Below are 19,959 nucleotides of genomic sequence, written 5' to 3'. Positions count from 1 at the left end.
GTGCAGCGCGGCGCGGGAGGCGGCGAGCGAGGGCACGAGCCCGAAGACGACGCCCACCACGAGGGAGAGACCGGCGGTGAAGGCCAGCACCCGCACGTCGATCCCCACCTCGTCTACCCGCGACAGCTCCTCCGGGAGGAGCCGGGCGAGGAGGTTGACGCCCCACGCGGCCAGCAGGAGCCCGGCCCCGCCCCCCAGCAGGGCGACGAGGCAGCTCTCCGTGAGGAGCTGGCGGACGACGCGCCCGCGCCCCGCCCCCAGCGCGGCGCGGACCGCCATCTCCCGCCCGCGCGTCGTGGCGCGCACCAGGAAGAGGTTGGCGACGTTGATGCACGCGATGAGCAGCACGAAGCCCACGGCTCCCAGGAGGAGCAGCAGCGTGGGCCCGGTCTTCCCCACGACGACGTCGCGGAGCGGGTCCACGCTGACCTCCCGCCCGAACGCCTCGGGGTACCGGTAGGGATCGGCCGCCCGGAGCTCCCGCGCGATGGCCTGCGCCTCGGCCGCGGCCTGCTCCCGCGGGGCGCCGGCCTCCAGCCTCCCCACCACCCGCAGGTAGCCCGAGACGTAGTCCCCCTGGTTCGCGGGGTCGACCGGCGTGGGGACCCAGAGCTCGGTGGTGCGGGCGGGGAACTGGAAGGTGGATGGCATCACCCCCACCACCCTCGCCGGCTCGCCGTCCAGCGTGATCGACCGGCCGACCGCGCCCGGGTCGCCGCCGAAACGCCGCTGCCACAGCCCGTGGCTCAGCACCACGGCCGGGGTGCGCCCCGGCTCGCCGTCTTCGGGGAGGAAGGTCCGGCCCAGCAGCGGCCGCGCGCCGAGCACCTCGAAGAGGTCCACCGTCCCCCGGGCGCCGACCAGCGCCTCCGGCTCTCCCCCGCCGGTGAGGGTGAAGCCCCAGCCGCTGTATCCCGCCGCCTGCTGCAGCGAGCGGGCGCGCTCGCGCAGCGCGACCAGCGTCTCCTTGTTGACCGACGAGCCGGGCTCGTCCATCCAGACCGACACCAGCCGGTCCGGGTTGGCGAAGGGGAGCGGGCGCAGCAGGAGGGCGTCGACCCCGCTGAAGATCGTGGTGTTGATCCCGATCCCCAACGCGAGCGTGAGGACCGCGACCGCGGTGAAGCCCGGGCTCCGCAGCAGCATGCGGGCGCCGTAGCGAAGGTCCTGGAGGAGAGTGTCCATGGGCTCGGCTTTCACTCGGCTCGGATTGCGATCATGGGGTCCACGCGGGTGGCCCGCCGGGCGGGGATCCAGCTCGCCAGCACGGTGGCGCTCGCCAGGATCACCGTGACCGCGGCGAAAGTGACGGGGTCCGTCGGGGCCACGCCGTAGAGGAGGCTCCCCATCACCCGCGTCACCGCGAAGGCGCCCAGCGCGCCGATCCCCACGCCGATCACCGTCAGCACCGCGCCCTGCCGGACCACCATCCCCAGGATGCGGCCGGGGCGCGCGCCCAGCGCCATGCGCACCCCGAACTCGTGCGTGCGCTGCGAGACGGAGTAGGCGATCACCGCGTACACCCCGCTCACCGCCAGGAGGAGGGCGATGGCCGCGAAGGAGGTGAAGAGCCCGCCGAAGAGGCGGCGCTGCCAGAGGGAGCGGTGCACCACCTCGCGCATGGTGAACGCTTCATCGACGACCACGGAGGGATCGACGGCATGCACCGCCCGGCGCACGGCGGCGGTCGCGGCGGCGGGATCGCCGTGGGTGCGGACCAGGAGCGAGGCGTAGCCGCGCGCCTCGGCGGAGTACGGGACGTACACCTGGGCCGTCGGCTTCTCGTCCAGCCCGCCCATCCGCACGTCCTCCGCCACCCCCACCACCGTCAGCCAGGGCCCGCCGACCCGGACGCGCCGCCCCACCGCGTCCTCTCCCGGCCAGAAGCGCTCCGCCAGCGCGCGGTTCACAACCACCACCGGCCGATCCCCGTCCGCCTCCTCCGGCGTCAGCGAGCGCCCGCGCAGCAGGGGGACCCGGAGGACGCGGAAGTAGTCCGGGGAGATCCCGCGCACCTCCGCGGCCGGGCGCTGGTCCGCCGGGAGGTCCACCCCCTCCACCGAGAGGCCGGAGGTGACGCTCATCCCGCTCAGCGGGAGGAACGACACGGTGCCCGCGCCCTCCACCCCGGGGAGCGCCTTCACGCGCTCCACCACCTGGCGGTAGAGCTCCATGCGCGCCGCGGGCTCCGCGTAGCGGTCGCCTCCGGTCACCAGCCGGAGCGTCAGCACCTGCGCCGTGTCGAAGCCGGGGTCCACCCCCTGCAGGCGGAGGAAGCTGCGCACCATCAGCATGGCCCCCACCAGGAGGACCATCGCCAGCGCCAGCTCCGCCACCACCAGGGCGCCCTGCATGCGGCCCTGGCGTGCCCCCGCGGTGGAGCCCCGCCCGCCGTCCTTGAGCGTATCCTGGAGATCCGGGCGGGTGGCGCGGAGCGCGGGCGCCAGGCCGAAGAGGACGCCCGTACCCAGGGAGAGGAGGAGGGTGAAGAGGAGGACGTTGGCGTCGATGTCGAACACCATCCAGAGCGGGGGCTGGAAGGGGAACGACGCCAGGATCAGGGCCAGGCCCCAGTGCGCCAGGAGCACTCCGAGGGCGCCCCCCATGAGCGCCACCAGGCTGCTCTCCGTGAGGAGCTGGCGGACCAGCCTGCCGCGCCCCGCCCCCAGCGCCACCCGTACGGCGATCTCCTTCCGCCGGGCGGCCGCGCGCGCCAGGAAGAGGCCGGCCACGTTGGCGCAGGCGATCAGGAGCACCATCCCCACCGCCGCCAGCATCACCAGGAGCGCGGGGCGGATCTCCCCCACCCACGCCTCGTCGAAGTCGATCAGCCGGACCCCCATCCCCGCGTTCGTCTCCGGGTGCTGCTCCTCCAGCCGCCGTGCCAGGGCGCCCATCTCGGCCCGTGCCTGCTCCAGGGTGACCCCGGGGCGGAGGCGGCCCACCACGCGCAGGTAGCGCTCCCCCCGCTGGTCGGCGAGTGCGGAGGGGACGATGGGGACCCAGAGCGGCTGGTTGTCGGGGAAGCCGAAGCGGGGACCCATGACCCCCACCACCGTGTGCGCGACGCCGTTCAGTTGGACCGTCTTCCCCAGGATCTGCGGGTCGGCCTCGAACCGGTTGCGCCACATGTGGTCGGAGAGGAGCACCACCCGGTTCCGCCCGGGCTCCGCCTCCTCCGGGAGGAAGAGGCGCCCGAGCGCCGGGCGGGCACCCAGGAGGGGGAAGAGGTTCACGGTGACCGCCTCCGCCTCGATCCGCTCCGGATCTCCCCGACCCGCCCGCATCACCACCTGGCGGTCGTGGTAGGCGGCGATGTCCTGGAAGGAGGCGGACTGCGCCTGCCAGTCGGCGAGGTTGGCGGGGGAGACGGACCCGCCCTGCCCGTCGCGCAGCGACTCCTCCCGGAGCGCCACCAGCCGCTCGGTGTCCACGTGCGGAAGGGGACGGATCAGGATCGCGTTGACGACGCTGAAGATGGTGGTGTTGATCCCGATGCCCAGCGCCAGCGTGAGCACCGCGACGGCGGCGAAGCCGGGGGTGCGCAGCAGCATGCGCGCGGCGTAGCGCAGGTCCTGGAGGAGCGTTTCCATGGTACGGTCAGGGGGGTCAGGCGTCCACGATCCAGCCGTCGCGGAGCTGGATCACGCGGTTTCCGTACTCCGCGTTCGTTTCCGAGTGGGTCACCTGGATGATGGTGGTCCCCGCCTCGTTGAGGGCGCGGAAGAGCTCCATGATCTCGCGCCCCTGCGAGGAGTGCAGGTTCCCGGTGGGCTCGTCGGCCAGGATCACGCGGGGGTTCGAGATGGTGGCGCGGGCGATGGCCACGAGCTGCTGCTGGCCCCCGGAGAGCTGGTTGGGGTAGAGGTCCTTCTTCCCCACGATCCCGAAGCGGTCCAGCGCGTCGGCCACCATGGCCTGCCGCTCGCGCTTCGGCACGTCGCGGTAGGAGAGCGGGATGTCCAGGTTCTCCTGCACGGTCAGCTCGTCGAGCAGGTGGTACTGCTGGAACACGAAGCCGACGTTGGGCCTCCCGAGCGCGCCGCGCTCCTTCGCCCCCATCCTGTGCACGGGCTGCCCCAGGAAGTGGTACTCGCCGGTCCAGTCGCCGTCGAACATCCCCAGGATGGAGAGCAGGGTGCTCTTCCCGGCGCCGGAGGGGCCCATGATGGAGACGAACTCGCCGGCCTGCACGTCCAGGTCGATGTGGCGCAGCACGTAGACGCGTCCGGTCCCGGCGGGGTACGACTTCTCCAGCTGCCGCAGGCGGATCAGCGGGGCGCCGGGCTCGGGCTCGGGGCCGCCCCGCGGCTCGGGCGCGCGGAAGGGGCGGAAGCGGGACGAGAACAGGGCGGGCATCGGGCTCTCCTCGGTCGATGCGAAGCGGTCGGGGAAACGTGGCTCGCAGGAGGGAAGAGGCGTGCCCGGAAGCGGAAAGTCCAACCCGTTGACTGCCAACGGGTTGGATTCGCGGCGGGCGGCCGGGTTGTGCGGATGCGGGACTCGGCGTCCCAAAAGCGGACAGTGGTCCGGGGAACCGTGGCCGGGCCGGCCGTGTGGGCGGCCGTCAGCCGTTCAGCCGCGGCCTCGAACGCGGGCGCGTGCAAAGGCGCGCTGCGGGTTCAGAGCCACTCGGCCACGAAGGCGATCACGAGAGCGCCGGGGACGAGAAGGACCTGTGCGAGCACGGTGCCTACGAGGCGGCTGCCGGTGAGCCAGACGACGCTCCTGCGGAAGTAGCCTTCGGAGATCTTCCCTTCGGCGGCCTCGTCGGTGAGCACCGAGAGGTAGGGATCGATCACGATGAACATGAGAATGGTGGCCACGCCGTTGATCACGGCCGAGAGCTGGCTGGCGGTGACGCGGTACTCGGGGTTGAGGTACCCCGCATAGAGAGCGGAGAACACGCCGACGGTCCAGATCGCCATCGCGACGGCGTTGAGCACGATGACGCGCAGGGGGATGCGGGGCGCCGTCCTGAGCTCCGTCAGGTTCTCCCTGGCCGGGATGCGGAGCGAGCTGCGCACGTGCAGCAGACCCGCTGGAGAGAGCCCTCGCAGGAAGAGGCGCGGCACCGAGCGGTAGCGCCCGAAGACCTCCACGGCCCGCGCGAAGAGGCGCTGGAACGTCGGGATCAGGAGTGCGCCGACGAGCGTGGCGAGCGTGGCCGCGAGGAGCAGCCAGCGGAAATCCGACTCCATCCCGGTCTCCACCGATCCGCGCAGGTTCTCCTCCACGCGCTTCGCCAGCAGCGGCGACTGGAACGAGTTGGACGTGCGGGAGACGAGGACCAGTATGTTGAAGAGCGAGAGCGAGACCGCGATGCGGCCGGTACGGGTGCCCGCGATCCGGACGCTGTAGGCGAGCGTGCCGATCAGGTGGATGATGAAGGTCAGCAGGAAGATCAGGGCAAGCTGGCCGTCCATACGCACTCCTGTCAGCGTGAAGAGCGCGACACCATCGACGCTGCCACGGCCACGCAAGAACCGGTGCTCAGCGCCCCGCCCGGGTCCGGATGACCAGCGTCCCGCAGCTCGGACCTCCTCCGGATCTGCCCGTTCGATCGAACTGCGCAGGCAGACCCGCCGGGCCGCGCCGCGTCAGAGTCCCCCGCCCATCCTCAGGTGCAGGCGCCACCCGCCCCCGCCGATCCCCCGCGCCAGGTCCACCCGCAGCACGTTGTCCAGCAGCGACACCCCCAACCCCGCGCCGCGGATCGGCCGGGCGTTCCAGAAGTCCGCGCTCTCCCCCGCCCACCCCGCGTCTCCGAACACCGACACCCGGAGAAGGGGGCTCCCGCGGGTGAGCTCTCCGCGGGCGAGCCAGAGGCTTTCCCCCCGGAGCGCCGCGGCGTCGTGGCCGCGCACCGTGGTCGCGCCGCCGATCTGCCAGGCGCGCTGCACCGGCACGCTCCCCACCCCGGTCCCGGCGGCCAGCGACACCCCGAAGCCAACGCCGCCCCCCAGGAGGGCGTCCGCCCCCAGCCGGACCAGCGGCCGCGCGAAGCTGCGGTCGCCCGTCTCGCCGTGCAGCTCCAGCTCCGCGCGGGTGCGCAGCCCCGCGGGGTCGTCTCCGCGCGCCCCGCGCAGGCGGAGCGTGGCGCCCGCCTGGTCCAGCTCCTCGGCGGCGAGGTTTCCGCGGGCCTCGAAGCCGTCGTCGACCAGTCCACGCAGACTCGCGTCCGAGCGGGCGCGCACCGGCTCCTGCCGTTCCGCGAAGAGCCGCAGCTCCCAGCGCTGGCGCCGCGCCAGCGGAGGCGAGAATCGAACCTCGGCGCCCGTCCCGCGGAAGTAGTCGTTCTCGTCCCTGCCCAGGACGAGGGCGCTCGCGGAGCTGGTGAGGGCGAACGGCTGCGACGCCACGTCCACCACCTCCAGGCCGCGGTACGCCGCCACCTCGGTGCGCAGGGCGGGCGCGGAGTGCGCGCCGGAGAGGCGCGCCCCCACCTCGCCCGTGGTGCCGGCGCGAAGCTCGCCCCGGAGCTCCGCCGGACCGAGGGGGAGCGTCGCGCGGGCGCCGAGCGAGAGCCCCTCCACCCGGTTGTAGCGGACCAGCTCCGGGGTGAGGAACTCCACCCGAGGACGCGCCACGCTCCACGGGAGCCCCGGAATGCCGCGCGCCAGCGCGGCGAGCTCGCGCATCTCCTCCTCCCCCACCGGACCCTCGCCCTCGTCGAAGACGCTCGCCGGAAGCGCCGGGTTGGCGAGGAGGTCGGCGCCCTCGGCCCTGGTCACGAGGAAGGTGCGGTCGCACGGCGGGCGGCGGGCGGCCCGCGTACTGTCGCCCACCGCGACAGTGTCGCCCTTTGCGACCCGGGCCGCCGAGCGGTCCCACGCGGCGTTCCACGCGGAGTCCTTGGCCGCAGCGTCACCCGGCGAGCCCACGTTGATGACGATGCTCCCGAACATCCGCGGGCGGCAGGGCCGCTCCGCCGCCACGGCGAGCGCCGCCTCCGCCGGGGGCGCCGTCGCGAGGGTGTCCCCATCCACCCGGTACCCTTCGTAGCGGCGCTCGTAGGCGAGGGGAAGGCGCTTCCCGAGGGCGCGCACCACGCCTCGCGCGACCACCGTCCGCGGCATCCACCAGCGCAGGTCCAGCAGCCCGTACTCGATCGCGACGTGGTCCACCTCGGTGGTCACCTCCGGCGTGAGCACGGAGATCCCGGAGTCGGTGCTGGAGAGGGCGCGGCTCGGGCGGAACACCGCCCGCACCACGGCGTGGGTCTCCTCGTCCACCCAGAAGGAGCCGTTGATCAGCCGCGGGTCGGGGCGCCGCGCGGTGATCCGCAGCTCCCGGAGCCGCACCCCGCGCCCGTCCGGGAGCCGGATGGCGCTGCTGTCCCCGCTGGAGAACCGGTAGTACGCCTCGCTCCCCGGCGCCAGCGGGTGGCGGATCAGCGTGGAGTCGAAGCGCAGCAGCATCTCCGAATCCACCGGGTCGAAGGCGAGCGACGGCAGCATCCCGGCGACGTCTGCCGGCGGGAGCTGGGCTCCCGCGCTGAACAGCGGCTGCGCCTCGCGGGTGCCGAGTACCTCGATGCGCACCGTGTCGCGGGTCCACTCGATCCGCGCCGCCGTCTCCCGGCGGAAGATGAGCCGCTCCGCGCCGGCCAGCGTCATGCGCGCGGAGAAGCGCTCGTGCGCCGTAACCTCGTAGGCCGTGATGCGGGTGTCGACCACCGCCCGGCGCGCGCGGGCGAGGCGCACCAGCTCGCGGGCGCGGGCGTCCCGGTAGGCGTCCGCGGGGACGGGATCCTGCGCGGCGGCGGGGAGGGCGCAGAGAAGCAGGGCGAGGAGGAGGAGGGGGCGCATCGGGCGGGGGGTGCGGGGGGGCGGAAAGCTGCGTGGCCCGGTGTACCGCGCCGGGCCACGCGGAGTTCCGGCTCCCGCTACTCCGCCCGCAGTGCCACCATGGGGTCCACCCGGGCGGCGCGGCGGGCGGGGACCCAGGCGGCCAGGAGCGCCACACCGCCCAGGACGAGCGGCACGAGCAGGAACGTGGCGGGGTCGGTGGCGGTGACGCCGTAGAGCATCCCGGCGAGGACGCGCGTCGCCCCCAGCGCCGCCAGCAGGCCGATGCCCACCCCCAGCCCGGCCAGCATCGCCGCCTGGCGCACCACCATCCGCACCACGTCCGGGGCCCGCGCGCCGAGCGCCATCCGGACCCCGATCTCGTGGGCGCGGCTCGCCACCGCGTACGCCATGACGCCGTAGATCCCCACCGCCGCCAGGACCAGCGCCAGCGCCGCGAACACTCCGAAGAGGCCGCCGAAGAGGCCGCGGTCCCAGAAGGAGAGCGACATCACCTCGCGCATGGTGCGCATGTCGAACAGGGCGAGCCCCGGGTCGATCCGCTCCATCTCCGCCCGCACCGCCGCGGCTGCGAGGGCTGGCTCGCCCCGGGTGCGCAGGGCGAGCGTAACGCCGCGCGGCGCCCCGTCGGGGAAGGGGACGTACATCGTGGGGCCGGCCGGCTCGTGCACCTTGTGCTCCCGCACGTCGCGGCTCACCCCCACCACCGTGAACCACGGCTCGTCCGACCCCGTGCGGACCCGCCAGCCGATGGGGTCCGCCCCGGAGAAGTGCTGCCGGGCGAAGGTCTCGTTGACCACCATCACCGGCGCGTTGGCGTCCACCTCATGCGGGGACAGACCGCGCCCGCGGACCACCGGGATTCCCAGCACCTGGAAGAAGCCGGCGGTGACGGGGCGGTAGACGGCCGAGGGACGCCGCCCCGTCTCGCTGGGCTGCCCCTCCACCTCGAAGGTGTGGCTGGTGACGTTTCCGCTGAGCGGGAGGTCGCTCACCGCCGCGGCCCGCTCCACCTGCGGGAGCCCCTCCAGCCGGGCGACCGCCTCCGCCGCGAAACGGGCGCGCTGCTCGCGCGACGCGTACCGGTCGCCGGCAAGGTTGAGGCGCGTGGTGAGCACGCCCGACGCGTCCAGCCCCGGGTCGGCGCCGCGCAGCTCCAGGAAGCTGCGCACCATCAGCATCGCCCCCACGAGCAGCACCAGCGAGAGGGCGACCTCGCTCACCACCAGCGCCCCGCGCAGCCGCCCCTGCCGCGCCCCGGAGCCGCGGGTCCCGTCCTTCAGCGCGCCCTGGAGGTCGGCCCGGGAGGCGCGCAGCGCGGGCGCAAGCCCGAAGAGGATCCCGGTCGCGACACTCACCGCCGCGGTGAAGGCGAGCACCCGGCCGTCCAGGTCGAAGCGGACCCAGTACGGCAGCTCCTCGGGGATGAACGCGCGGAGCACGTCCACTCCCCAGCGGGCCAGGAGGACGCCCAGCGCCCCGCCCGCCAGCGCCACCAGCACGCTCTCGGTGAGGAGCTGCCGGACGATGCGGCCGCGCCCCGCGCCCATCGCCGCCCGTACCGCGATCTCCCGCCGCCGGCCGGCGGCGCGCGCCAGGAGGAGGTTGGCGACGTTGGCGCAGGCGATGAGGAGCACGAACCCCACCGCGCCCAGCATGACGTGGAAGACTGGGCGCATGTCGGGCGGGATCAGGTTGTCGCGGAAGGGGGCGAGGCGGCCCTCCAGGTCGCGGTTCGTCTCCGGGAAATCCGCCTGCAGGCGGCGTGTGACGGGGCCCAGCGACGCCTCCGCCTGTTCGCGGGTGACACCCGGACGGAGGCGGGCCACCGCGCGCACCCAGTGGCTCCCGCGGTTCTTCACCGGGTCCGCGACCAGCGGCGTCCAGAGCTGCTCCGTCTCCGGGAACGCGAACCCCGCGGGCATCACCCCCAGCACGGTGTACGGCCGCCCGTCGAGCCGGACCTCGGATCCGACCACCCGCGGGTCCCCACCGAAGCGCCGCTGCCAGAGCCCGTACCCGAGCACCGCCACGGCATCGCTCCCCGCGCTCCCCTCCTCCTCGCGAAAGCCGCGTCCCAGCGCGGGTGCCACCCCCAGGACGCCGAACAACGAGGGCGAGACCCGCGCGCCGCGCACGTACTCCGGCGTCTCCCCGGCGGCCAGGTTGAAGGCCTGGTGGAAGTAGACCGCGGCACCGCTGAAGGCGCCGTTGTCGCGCGTCCAGTCCACGAAGTTGGGATACGAGATCTCGTCCTCCACGCCGCCGCTGCCGCCGTCCAGCTCGTGCACGGCCACCAGCCGGTCCGGCTCCGCGAAGGGGAGCGGCCGGAGATAGAGGGCGTTGAAGGCGCTGAAGATGGTGGTGTTGATCCCGATCCCCAGCGCGAGGCAGAGCAGGGCGACGGCGGTGAAGCCGCGGCTGGCGGCCAGCGTGCGCAGCGCGTAGCGCAGGTCCTGGAGGAGCGCGTCCATGAGCGGTTCTCGGAGTGTCGTGGAGGGCGGCATCCGGTCTGGAGCCGGGCTAGTCCGCCCGGAGCGCCACGATGGGGTCCACCCGCGAGGCGCGGCGGGCGGGGAGCCAGCTCGCCAGCATTGCGACCCCGCCCAGGAGAAGCGGGACCGCGAGGAAGGCCACCGGGTCGCCGGGGCCCACGCCGTACAGGGTGCCGCGCATCAGCCGGGCGACGGCGTACGCCCCCGGCAGCCCCACGGCGATCCCCGCCGCGGCGAGCACGGCCGCCTCCGCGACGACCATCCGGACCACGTCCGGCGCGCGCGCGCCGAGCGCCACCCGGATCCCGATCTCCCGGGTCCGCTGCGCCACCGTGTACGCCATCACCCCGTAGACCCCCAGCGCGGCGAGCCCCAGCGCGAGCAGGGCCAGGCTGGCGAACACCTGCCCGGCGGCGCGCTGCATCCACAGGGTGGACGCCCGGTAGTCGCCCAGGACGTGCACGGTGAAGACGGGGAGCGTGGGGTCCATCGCGCGCACCTCGCGGCGCAGCGCGGGCGAGAGCGCCGCCGGGTCGCCCGCGGAGCGCACGGCCAGGGTCATCAGCCGCCACCCGGCGACCCCGTACGGCACGTGCACCTGCAGCCGGTCCCGCGGGCTGCCGGTGCCGGGGCGGGCGTAGGGGAGCGTCGGCGCGATCCCCACCACCGCGAGCGACCGGTCGGCGCCCTCCACCTCCACCCGGATCCGCCGGCCGAGCGGATCCTGACCCGGCCAGAGCCGCTCCGCCAGCTCGGCGCTCACGAGGGCGACCGCGGCCGCGCTGTCGGCGGCCTCGGCTGCGGTGAAGCTGCGCCCGGCGAGCAGCGGCCGTCCGATGGCGCCCCAGTAGCCGGGGGTGACGGCGATCCAGCGGCCCGCCGCCTCGCCGTCCTCCCCGGGCCGGCCTTCCGCCCGGACGGTGGTGCCCACCCCCACGTCGCCCGCCGGGAGCGCGGTGGTGAGCGCCGCGCCCTGCACCCCGGGGAGCGCGCGGAGCCGTCCCTCCAGCTCCCGGAAGAACGCGGCGCGCGACGCCACCGCGTCGTAGCGCTCGCCGGCGAGCGAGGTGCGCGCGGTCAGGATGCTCCGGCCGTCCACCGCGGGGTCCGAGTCCAGGGCCGCAAGGAACGAGCGGATGCTCAGCGCGGCGCCGGCCAGCAGGACCAGCGACAGGGCGATCTCGCCGGCCACCAGCGCGCCGCGCAGCCGGTTGCGGTACAGGCCCCCGCTGTCGCCGGGAGCCCCGTCCTTGAGGGCGCCGGTCAGCTCCGCGCGCGAGGCGCGCAGCGCCGGCAGGATGCCGAACAGCAGCCCGGTGGCGACCGCCAGCGCCAGGGTGTACAGCAGCACCCGCCAGTCCATCTGGAAGGTCATCCAGTACGGCACGTCCACCGTGAGGCGCGACATCGTCCAGTCGAGCCACCAGCTCCCCACCAGCACTCCCAATGCGCCGCCCCCGACGGCGAGCAGCACGCTCTCGGTGAGGAGCTGCCGGACGATCCGTCCGCGCCCGGCCCCCAGCGCCGCCCGCACGGCGATCTCCCGGCGGCGGGTGCTGCCGCGCGCCAGGAGCAGGTTGGCGACGTTGGCGCAGGCGATCAGCAGCACGAAGCCCACGCCCCCCAGCATCAGGTAGAGCAGGAAGCCCCGGTCGCCGCGCACGTACGACGCGCCGAACGGCCGCGCCCCCAGCGACCATCCCGCGTGGGTGCCCGGGTGCTCCGCGGCCATCCGCCGGGCGACGCGCGCGAGGTCGGCGTTCGCCTGCTCCACGTCCGCCCCGGGGCGGAGCCGCCCGACGGCGACGAGCCAGCGGGCGTCGTACGCGGCCGTGCTGTCGGTGCGCGCCGGGACCCACAGGTCGGCCGTCTCCGGGAAGCGGAAGCCCGGCGGCATCACCCCCACGACCGTCGTGGGGACGCCGTTCAGCATCGTCGTCCGCCCGACCACGTCCCTGCGCCCGCCGAAGTGCGTCTGCCAGACCCGGTGACCGAGGACGACCACCCGCTCGGACCCGGGCCGGTCCTCGCCGGGGAGGAAGCCGCGCCCCAGCGCGGGGCGGACCCCCAGCAGCGGGAACAGGTTGGGGGTGACCGGCGACCCCGCCACGCGCACCGGCTCGTCGTCGCCGGCCAGGTTGAAGCCCCGCGAGCCGGCGCCCGCCACGTCGGCGAGGGCCCGGCTCCCCGCGCGGACGTCGGCCAGCTCCGCGGAGCTGAAGGCGTCCTCCTCCCACCCCTGCTTCGGGGGCTGCGCGTACAGGAGGACCACGCGGTCCGCGTCCTCGAACGGGGGCGGCCGGAAGAGCAGCGTGTTTACGATGCTGAAGGTGGCGGTGTTCACGCCCATCCCCAGCGCCAGGCAGAGCATGGCCGCGGCCGCGAAGCTGGGGCTCCGCCGCAGGCTGCGGAGCGCGTAGCGCAGGTCCTGGAGGAAGCTGTCCATGGGTGGGACCGTTCGGGTGGGCCCGCTCGTACGGACGGGGTCCGGCTGCCGAGCCGGGCCGAACCCCGCACCTGCACCCCCGTCAGTCCGCCCGCAGCGCCGTCATGGGGTCCACCCGTGTGGCGCGGCGTGCGGGGAGGTACGCCGCCACCGGCTGGAGCAGGGCGTCCGTCACACCACCTCGAACCCGTGCCGCTCCAGCTCCGCCGCCACCGGGCTGCGCTCGTCGCGCACCACCTGCCCGTCGAACAGGTGCACGCTGCGCTCGGCGTGCTGCGCGTAGCGCGGATCGTGGGTCACCATGCAGATGGTGGCGCCCTCGCGGTGCAGCTCCTGGAGGAGCCCCATCACCGCCTCGCCGTTGACCGAGTCCAGGTTCCCCGTGGGCTCGTCCGCCAGCAGGATCAGCGGCTTCCCGGCGATGGCGCGCGCCACGGCCACGCGCTGCTGCTGGCCGCCGGAAAGCTGCGAGGGGTAGTGGTTGGTGCGGTGGCCCATCCCCACCCGCTCCAGCGCCTCCTGCACCCGCTCCTTCCGCTCCGCGCCGGACATGCCCCGGTAGGTGAGCGGCAGCTCCACGTTCTCGTAGACGGTCAGGTCGCCGATCAGGTTGAACGCCTGGAAGATGAAGCCGATCTCCCGGTTGCGGATCCGCGCCCGCTCCGCCGCGGAGAGGCCGGACACCGGGCGCCCGTTCAGGCGGTACACCCCGTCCGAGGGGGAGTCCAGCAGCCCCAGGATGGACAGCAGCGTGGTCTTGCCGCCGCCGGAGGGGCCGGCGATGGCCACGTACTCCCCGGAGCGGATCTCCAGGTGGACGCCGGAGAGGGCGTGCGTCTCCACCTCCTCGGTGAGGAAGACCTTGCTCACGCCTTCCAGGTGGATCAGCGGCTGCTCGTTGCTCTGCATGGGGACGCTCCTGGGGGTTCGATGGGGTAGGCTCGGGCGCTCGTGCTCAGCGGTTCAGGCGGACCCGTTCGGCCGAGTCCCACTGCGACATGTCGGACAGGATCACCACGTCTCCGGGCTTCAGGCCGCCGCGCACCTCGATGCTGCTGGCAGAGCCGCGTCCCAGCCGGACGTTGGTGCGCACGGCCTCCTTCCCGTCCTGCGACACCCGGAAGAGGCCCACGGTGCTTTCGGGCTGCCCGTAGGCCGGGCGTCCCACGTACATCACGTTCTTCAGGTGGTCCACGTCCACCGTTCCGTCCACGCTCAGGTCCGGGCGCGCGCCGCGGGGGAGGGCACCCTCCAGCGCCACGTCCACCGTGACGGTGCCGTTCTGCGCCGCCGGGTCGATCCGCACCACCCGGCCGCGGACGATCCCGTTGCGCGTGTCGATGGAGGCCGGCTGCCCGATGGAGACGTCGCGCACCTGCGTTTCCGGGATGCGGAGCACCGCCTTGAGGCGGCCGGGCTGCACCACCCGGGCGAGCGTGGCGCCGGAGTTCACCCACTGCCCCATCTCCACCGGCAGGTCCTGGAGCACGCCGTCCGTCCCCGCCCGCACGTGCATGGAGGCCACCTGCCCGCGGTGGAAGTCGACGATCCCGCGGAGCATCTGCACCTGCGCCTCCTGCGCGGCCACCTGCGTCCGCATGGACTCGCGCAGGAAGCCCAGCCGCTTGCGCTCCACCTCCAGCCGGGTCCGCAGCTCCTCGCCGCGGTCGCGCGCCCGCGCCACCTCGTTGGGCGCCGCCAGGCCGCGCGAGGAGAGCCCCTCGTTGACCTCCGCCTGCCGCACCGCGTCGCGGTGCTCGGCGTTCACGGTGGCGATGACGGCCTCCTGCGAGAGGACCTGGTTCTGGAGCCCGGCGCGCAGGTTGGCGAGCTCCGACTGGGCCGCCACCAGCTGCCGCTGCGCCTCCAGCGCCTGCCGGTCCACGTCGGGGTTGCTCAGCTCCAGGATGACCGTGCCAGCCTCCACCCGGGTGCCGGGCTGCACCATCTTCCGCTCCACGCGCCCCTGCGTCACCGCCGAGACCCAGCGGACCTCCTCGGCCGCGAGGGTGCCGGGGCCGCGGACCTGGCGGACCATGTCGCCCTGGCGCACCGTGTCGGTCCAGAGCGTCGCGCGCTCCACCGAGGGCGGGGCGGGCTCCAGCCGGGCCAGCGCCAGGGTGAGCAGCGCCAGGGCGGCCAGGCCGGCTCCGGCCATAAGCCAGCGGCGGCGCTTGCGGGTGGGCTTGCGGGGGACGTCCACTGTGGATTCTCCTGCGATCGTTTCGGGAATCGTGGGCCCGGCGTGCGCCGGGGCGGTCAGGCCGCGGCGCGCCCGGGGCGGGACTCGTCGGCCAGGTCCGCGGCGCGGGCCATCTCCTCCATCCTCCGCTCCAGCGCGGCGAAGCGGGCCTCCAGGGCGGCGTCGCCCCCGGCTGCGCGCATCCGCGCCACGGACTCCACCAGCGGCCGCAGCCCGTAGCGGGCGGTGAGTCCCGCGAGCGGAACGAGGAGCACGGAGCCGCCCATCCAGATGGCGGCGAGCGAGGTCAGGTCTACGTTCAGGTCCGGCATGGTGCGGCTCCGGGGCGGTGTGTGCGTAGTGGGTGGGGCCGGCTGCGGGGCTTTCACAGGACAAGGACCGTGCCGGAGGGGCGCGTTGCGTAAGTGGTTGTGTAACTGCGCCTTGCGTGCCTCGCCGGCCGCGCTGCGCCGGCCGCTCCTGACCGCATGTGGGAATCGCCGTCCCGGAAACGGACACCTGTGGCCGCGCTCGGTGCGCTCGGTCCGGGGCACGGGGGTTGCGTTTCCCCCGGCGCTTCCTTCACTCTTCCGGCTCGCGAAGGCGTTGCGGGACACACGTGCATCAGGAGACAGACCGGGATGAAGAGCGCACAGGCTGACGAGCGGTTCGACGCGCTCGTCTCGCAGGTCCACGAATGGGTGGAATCCGCCGTGGCGCTGGACGCCGGGCACTTTCCGAGCGAGCTGTTGAGCGACCTGCAGGACCTCATCGAGGAGCTGAAGGGATTCCTGGAGGAGGAGGGGAGCGGCTACGAGCGGAAGGACGTCACTGAGCTGTTCGTGACGCCCGAGATGGCGGAGGTGATCCAGCGCTTCCCCCGCGTCCGCCGCCTCATGGAGAGCTCGTGGGGGCCGCAGCTCACCGAGCTGATCGAGGAGGAGGGCGGCGGCTTCGAGGGCTTCGAAGACGATGACGAGGACTAGCACCCCCCCGGCCGGACGTGGCTGAGCCACGCCGGACCATCCTCGTGGTCGACGACCAGGAGGACGAGCGGACGATCCAGCGGGCCATGCTGACGCACCTGGGCTACGAGGTCCGGGAGGCGGACAGCGGGGAAGCGGCGCTCGCCTCCGCGGCCGAGTCGCCTCCGGACCTCGTTCTCCTGGACATCGCCATGCCGCGCATGGACGGCTTCACAGTGTGCCGGGCCCTCCGGGCCGACCCGCGCACCGCCAACGTCGCCGTGCTCTTCTTCACCGCCTCCGTGGTCGGCGACCTGCCGGCCATGGCCTCCGAGGCGGGGGCGCAGGGGATCCTCGCCAAGCCCGTCGATCCGCGCATGGTGGCGCAGGAGGTCCGGCGCATCCTGGGCGAGCCGTCCGCCTGACCGCGCCGCAGGGGTCCACCCGCTCCGGGTGGACCCCTGCGTGCGTCCGGCCGTCCCTGGTGCGGTACTTGCCCGGCGCATGCTCCGTCGGTCATCCACCGCCCGGACACGGACGAGCCCATGCCCAAACGCCCCGAGGACAACTCCGAGGAGAGCACCGGACCCTCCCCGCGCGACGTCGCGGCGCCGCCCCCGCCGCGCGGCGCGGTCTACATCCGCCCGGAGCACCTGTACAAGGCGGCGGGGCTGCTCTTCCTGCTGGCCCTGCTGTACAGGTTCTTCCAGGAGATCACCTACGGGCTCCTCCTCCTGTACGCCGCCGCGATCCTGGCGGTGCTGTTCAACGCCCTGGTCAGCCGCCTCCCCCTGGAGCGAAAGTGGGTGACCGCCGCCCTGGGGCTGCTCATCTTCGCGGGGATCGGCGTGCTCCTCTGGTTCGGGATCCCGGCCCTGGTCTCGCAGGTGCGCAACATCGTGGGGCGGGTGCCGGAGTTCAGCGCGCTCCTCCAGCAGGTCGAGAGCTGGCTGCGCGCCAACACGGGGCTGAACGTGACGCTGGTGGGCTCGCAGGTGCAGGGGTTCTTCCGCGACGCCTTCCTCTCCACCTCCGGCAGCGGGGGCGGCGGCTTCATCGGCCGCGCGCAGGGGCTCCTGGAGATCCTCTTCGTCCCGCTCCTGATCCTCTTCGGCGGGCTGTTCGCCGTCGCGAAGCCCAACGAGCGGCTCCTGATGCCCGTGCTCCGCGCCGTCCCCCGCGACCGCCGCCCCGCCTACCGGCGGATGATGGAGCTGCTGGGCGTACGGCTGGTGGGGTGGCTGAAGGGGACCCTGATCGCGATGGTCGCCGTGGGCGTCCTCAGCACGGTGGCGTACTACCTGATCGGCGTCCCCAACGCGCTGCTCCTGGGGCTGTTCGCCGGGCTCACGGAGTTCATCCCGCTGGTGGGCCCCTGGGTGGGGGGCGGCACCGCCACGGTGGTCGCATTCCTCGAGGACCCCCAGCTGGGGCTCTGGACGGCGCTCGCCGCGCTCGCCATCCAGCAGATCGAGAGCAACATCATCACCCCCTGGGCCATGTCGCAGGCGGCGGAGCTGCACCCCTTCGTCACCCTGTTCGCGCTGGTCTTCTTCGGGAGCCTCTTCGGCTTCCTGGGGATCCTCCTCGCCATCCCGCTGACCCTGTTCTTCTGGACGGTGGTCGAGGTGCTGTGGGTGGAGCGCGCCATCGACACGGACGAGGACAGGATCGCGCCGGTGGTGGAGGAGTGAGTGCGGGAGTGCGAAAGTGCGAGGTGCGAGGTGCGGGGGGTCAGCGGACGACGATGCGCTTCTCCAGGACGATGCGCTCGCTGGAGCCGAGGTCCCGGCCGACCACCCGGCGGCCGGTGACGCGCAGCACGGCCTCGCCGGGGCGGCCGAAGGCGAGCTCCACGTCGCGGGGAAGCTCCACCGTCGCATCGCCGCACGCGGTGTCCCTGTTCTCGAGGGTGTGGTCGATGGGGGTGACCACCGCCTCGGCGGGGCGAGCCTCGACGCGCGCGCCCGCGGGGCTCCAGCAGACGGTGGGGCCCACGGTGGTGACCCGCGCGGTGAACGGCACCCCCGCGCGCACGGTGTCCGGCGCCGTCAGGGCGGTGCGGGGGGGGTCCGCGGGGCGCGTGCCCGCGGAGGAGGCGAGGGAGGGCCGCGCCTCCCACGCGATGATCCCTACCGCGTGCCTCCCTTCCGGCCGCAGGGGGAGGTCGCACGCGGCGAGCGCGAGGGGGAGCAGGATGGCCGCTGATGCTGTCCGCAAATGCATGTGGGCTCCACTTTCGGCGGGGCGGGCGCAGCCCCCCGGGGGAGTGCGCCGCTCCGGGCCGGTCGATCGCGGCGGTGCGTCGGGCTTCGGGAGGAAGACGAGCGGCGGCGCGGAAGTGTCACACGGCCGCCGCCCGGCCGGCTACTGGAGGGCGGTGCAGGACCAGGCGTCTCCGCAGTCGCCCGACTGGTGGTTGGACACGTACTTCCAGGCGCTCCTCGCCTCGCCGGCCGAGGTCACCACCACCCGGACGTCGAAGTCGCCGCTCCCCTGTGTGACCCAGAGGGTCTGCGTGCGCCCCGTCCCCAGCGGCTGCTCCCAGCCGCCCTCCACCAGCGTCCACTGGTAGGTGTAGCTGCCGTCCCCCCCGTCGGGGACGGCCTCCCAGGTCACGTACCCGGACGACGCGACGTGGTCGGGGCCGTCCACCCGCACCGAGAAGTAGATGGGCTTCGCGTAGGCCAGCCGGTTGGGCGTCCCGCGCGGGTCGACGACCTTCCCCTGGGTGGCCGAGCCGATCAGGGCGTCGCGGAGCTTCGCCACGGAGGCGCCGGGGTCGCCCTCCAGGTAGAGGGCGGCCACGCCGGCCACCAGCGGCGACGCCATGGAGGTCCCGGAGAGCGTCCGGGAGTCCGTGTCGCTCCCGATCCAGGCCGAGGTGATCCCGGCGCCCGGGGCGAACAGGTGCACGCAGCCGCCCCAGTTGGAGTCCGGCGTGCGCCAGTCGTAGGTGTCCGTGCCCCCCACCGTCAGCACGCCCGCGACCCGCTTGGGAGAGTAGCCGCAGGCGTCCGCGTTGCTGTTCCCGGCCGAGGTGACCACCGGCACACCGGCGGCCAGCAGGCTGGAGACGGCGGCGTCCACGTCGTTCCGCGCCGGCCAGGTGTAGCTCAGGTTGGCTACGGCCGGCTTCAGGTGGTTGGCGCGGAGCCAGTCGAGCCCGGCGATGGCCGCGCTCGCGGACGCCGCGGCGGTGCAGCCCGAGATCCGCACCGCCAGGACCATGGCCTGCCGCGCGACCCCGTAGGTGGACCCGGCGGCGGTCGCCGCCACGTGCGTCCCGTGGCCGTGGCAGTCGTCCGCGCCGCGCCCGTCGCTGATCGCGGTGTACACGTGCCGGGCCCGCGTGCCGTACCCGAACTCCGCGTGGGTGCGGCGGACGCCGCTGTCCAGCACGTACAGGTTCACCCCCGCGCCCGTGGCGGTGGGCGCGAAGACCCCGTTCAGCGGCAGGTCGCGCTGGTCGCTCCGGTCCAGGCTCCAGAGCGACTGGTCCGGGACCCCGTACTCGTCCTCGATGACCTCCTGCACCATAGGATGCCGGCGGAGCCCCTCCACGGACCCGGGCGCCAGGCGCGCGGCGAAGCCCTTCAGGGCGTGCTCGTACACGAACAGCACGGAGTCGCGGGGCGACTTCGACAGCCCGCGCACGAAGCCCTGGACGTCCCGCGTCTCGGGCTTGAGGACCACCACGTACTGGTCCGGGATGCGGGCCGCGCGCTCGGGAGCGGCCGGCCCGCGGGAAAGGGCGGGAGCCTCACCGGGGGCCGCGACGGGGGAAGGGTCGTCGCCGCAGGCTGCCGTGGCGAGAACGGCGAGCGCCAGGAAGAGCCGCCGGGGTGCTCCGTACCGCAGGGTGGCGAAGGGCATGGAAGGGCTCCATGGGTTGCCCGGTGTACGGGAGGGCGCTTTCGGGCCGGAGTGCTCCGGCGAAAGCGGTTGCGGGTGGGCGCAGGGGTCCCGGAGGCGGAGCCGCCGCGTGCGTCCACTCCGGTCTGACGAGCCTGCGGCGCGGCGCGTCACCGGCCCACACGTCCGCAGAACGGCGGAGGGG

The 19,959-nt window shown here is 74.0% G+C and carries 15 protein-coding genes; 3 read left to right on the top strand and 12 right to left on the bottom strand.

The genetic code is table 11. The features are described 5' to 3' along the window. The 10 genes from VGR37_19260 to VGR37_19215 form a co-directional block, all read right to left on the bottom strand. On the bottom strand, positions 1-1,185 hold a 1,185-nt coding region (locus tag VGR37_19260), incomplete at its 3' end, for an ABC transporter permease (GenBank protein HEV2149548.1). Between the two features lie 11 nt (positions 1,186-1,196). Continuing rightward, positions 1,197-3,593 carry an ABC transporter permease gene (locus VGR37_19255; GenBank protein HEV2149547.1) on the bottom strand — a complete coding sequence of 799 codons (2,397 nt, stop codon included), beginning with the start codon at positions 3,591-3,593 and terminating at the stop codon, positions 1,197-1,199. 16 nt (positions 3,594-3,609) lie between these two features. Next, positions 3,610-4,359 (bottom strand): ABC transporter ATP-binding protein, encoded by a 750-nt coding sequence (locus tag VGR37_19250; protein ID HEV2149546.1) that lies wholly within the window; start codon positions 4,357-4,359, stop codon positions 3,610-3,612. Between the two features lie 263 nt (positions 4,360-4,622). After that, the gene (locus VGR37_19245; GenBank protein HEV2149545.1) at positions 4,623-5,426 is read right to left on the bottom strand and encodes a lipid II flippase Amj family protein; all 804 of its coding nucleotides are present in this window, start codon (positions 5,424-5,426) and stop codon (positions 4,623-4,625) included. 174 nt (positions 5,427-5,600) lie between these two features. Then, positions 5,601-7,811 (bottom strand): hypothetical protein, encoded by a 2,211-nt coding sequence (locus tag VGR37_19240; protein HEV2149544.1) that lies wholly within the window; start codon positions 7,809-7,811, stop codon positions 5,601-5,603. 77 nt (positions 7,812-7,888) lie between these two features. Then, a complete protein-coding gene (locus VGR37_19235; GenBank protein ID HEV2149543.1) occupies positions 7,889-10,285 on the bottom strand; it encodes an ABC transporter permease in 2,397 nt (798 codons plus the stop codon). Between the two features lie 49 nt (positions 10,286-10,334). After that, entirely contained in the window at positions 10,335-12,752 is a 2,418-nt protein-coding gene (locus tag VGR37_19230) for an ABC transporter permease (GenBank protein HEV2149542.1), read from the bottom strand. A gap of 171 nt (positions 12,753-12,923) precedes the next feature. Then, positions 12,924-13,661, bottom strand: coding sequence for an ABC transporter ATP-binding protein (locus tag VGR37_19225; protein ID HEV2149541.1), 738 nt, complete (start codon positions 13,659-13,661; stop codon positions 12,924-12,926). A 46-nt stretch (positions 13,662-13,707) separates the two neighbouring features. Next, positions 13,708-14,955: an HlyD family efflux transporter periplasmic adaptor subunit gene (locus tag VGR37_19220; GenBank protein HEV2149540.1), complete on the bottom strand. Its 1,248-nt coding sequence runs from the start codon at positions 14,953-14,955 to the stop codon at positions 13,708-13,710. A 56-nt stretch (positions 14,956-15,011) separates the two neighbouring features. Continuing rightward, positions 15,012-15,266, bottom strand: a complete 255-nt coding sequence (locus VGR37_19215) for a hypothetical protein (GenBank protein ID HEV2149539.1) — start codon at positions 15,264-15,266, stop codon at positions 15,012-15,014. 309 nt (positions 15,267-15,575) lie between these two features. On the opposite strand from VGR37_19215, the gene VGR37_19210 reads away from it, so the two are divergent. The 3 genes from VGR37_19210 to VGR37_19200 all read left to right on the top strand — a co-directional run bounded on the left by VGR37_19210 (position 15,576) and on the right by VGR37_19200 (position 17,593). Continuing rightward, positions 15,576-15,920 carry a hypothetical protein gene (locus tag VGR37_19210; GenBank protein HEV2149538.1) on the top strand — a complete coding sequence of 115 codons (345 nt, stop codon included), beginning with the start codon at positions 15,576-15,578 and terminating at the stop codon, positions 15,918-15,920. Positions 15,921-15,937: 17 nt separating this feature from the next. Beyond that, positions 15,938-16,324, top strand: coding sequence for a response regulator (locus tag VGR37_19205; GenBank protein ID HEV2149537.1), 387 nt, complete (start codon positions 15,938-15,940; stop codon positions 16,322-16,324). Between the two features lie 120 nt (positions 16,325-16,444). Further along, entirely contained in the window at positions 16,445-17,593 is a 1,149-nt protein-coding gene (locus VGR37_19200) for an AI-2E family transporter (GenBank protein HEV2149536.1), read from the top strand. 40 nt (positions 17,594-17,633) lie between these two features. On the opposite strand, the gene VGR37_19195 is transcribed toward VGR37_19200, so the two are convergent. After that, positions 17,634-18,125 carry a hypothetical protein gene (locus VGR37_19195; protein HEV2149535.1) on the bottom strand — a complete coding sequence of 164 codons (492 nt, stop codon included), beginning with the start codon at positions 18,123-18,125 and terminating at the stop codon, positions 17,634-17,636. Between the two features lie 141 nt (positions 18,126-18,266). After that, entirely contained in the window at positions 18,267-19,775 is a 1,509-nt protein-coding gene (locus tag VGR37_19190; protein ID HEV2149534.1) for a S8 family peptidase, read from the bottom strand. Positions 19,776-19,959: the final 184 nt, after the last annotated feature.

Source organism: Longimicrobiaceae bacterium (genome assembly GCA_035936415.1).
Lineage (GTDB): Bacteria > Gemmatimonadota > Gemmatimonadetes > Longimicrobiales > Longimicrobiaceae > JAFAYN01.
Note: the sequence above shows the minus strand (reverse complement) of the source record. Positions and strands in the feature narration are given on the sequence as shown.

Coding starts and splice junctions, on each gene's coding strand:
- VGR37_19255 (HEV2149547.1), bottom strand. CDS start 3,593: ATGGAAACGCTCCTCCAGGACCTGCGCTACGCCGCGCGCATGCTGCTG.
- VGR37_19250 (HEV2149546.1), bottom strand. CDS start 4,359: ATGCCCGCCCTGTTCTCGTCCCGCTTCCGCCCCTTCCGCGCGCCCGAG.
- VGR37_19245 (HEV2149545.1), bottom strand. CDS start 5,426: ATGGACGGCCAGCTTGCCCTGATCTTCCTGCTGACCTTCATCATCCAC.
- VGR37_19240 (HEV2149544.1), bottom strand. CDS start 7,811: ATGCGCCCCCTCCTCCTCCTCGCCCTGCTTCTCTGCGCCCTCCCCGCC.
- VGR37_19235 (HEV2149543.1), bottom strand. CDS start 10,285: ATGGACGCGCTCCTCCAGGACCTGCGCTACGCGCTGCGCACGCTGGCC.
- VGR37_19230 (HEV2149542.1), bottom strand. CDS start 12,752: ATGGACAGCTTCCTCCAGGACCTGCGCTACGCGCTCCGCAGCCTGCGG.
- VGR37_19225 (HEV2149541.1), bottom strand. CDS start 13,661: ATGCAGAGCAACGAGCAGCCGCTGATCCACCTGGAAGGCGTGAGCAAG.
- VGR37_19215 (HEV2149539.1), bottom strand. CDS start 15,266: ATGCCGGACCTGAACGTAGACCTGACCTCGCTCGCCGCCATCTGGATG.
- VGR37_19210 (HEV2149538.1), top strand. CDS start 15,576: ATGAAGAGCGCACAGGCTGACGAGCGGTTCGACGCGCTCGTCTCGCAG.
- VGR37_19200 (HEV2149536.1), top strand. CDS start 16,445: ATGCCCAAACGCCCCGAGGACAACTCCGAGGAGAGCACCGGACCCTCC.
- VGR37_19195 (HEV2149535.1), bottom strand. CDS start 18,125: ATGCATTTGCGGACAGCATCAGCGGCCATCCTGCTCCCCCTCGCGCTC.
- VGR37_19190 (HEV2149534.1), bottom strand. CDS start 19,775: ATGCCCTTCGCCACCCTGCGGTACGGAGCACCCCGGCGGCTCTTCCTG.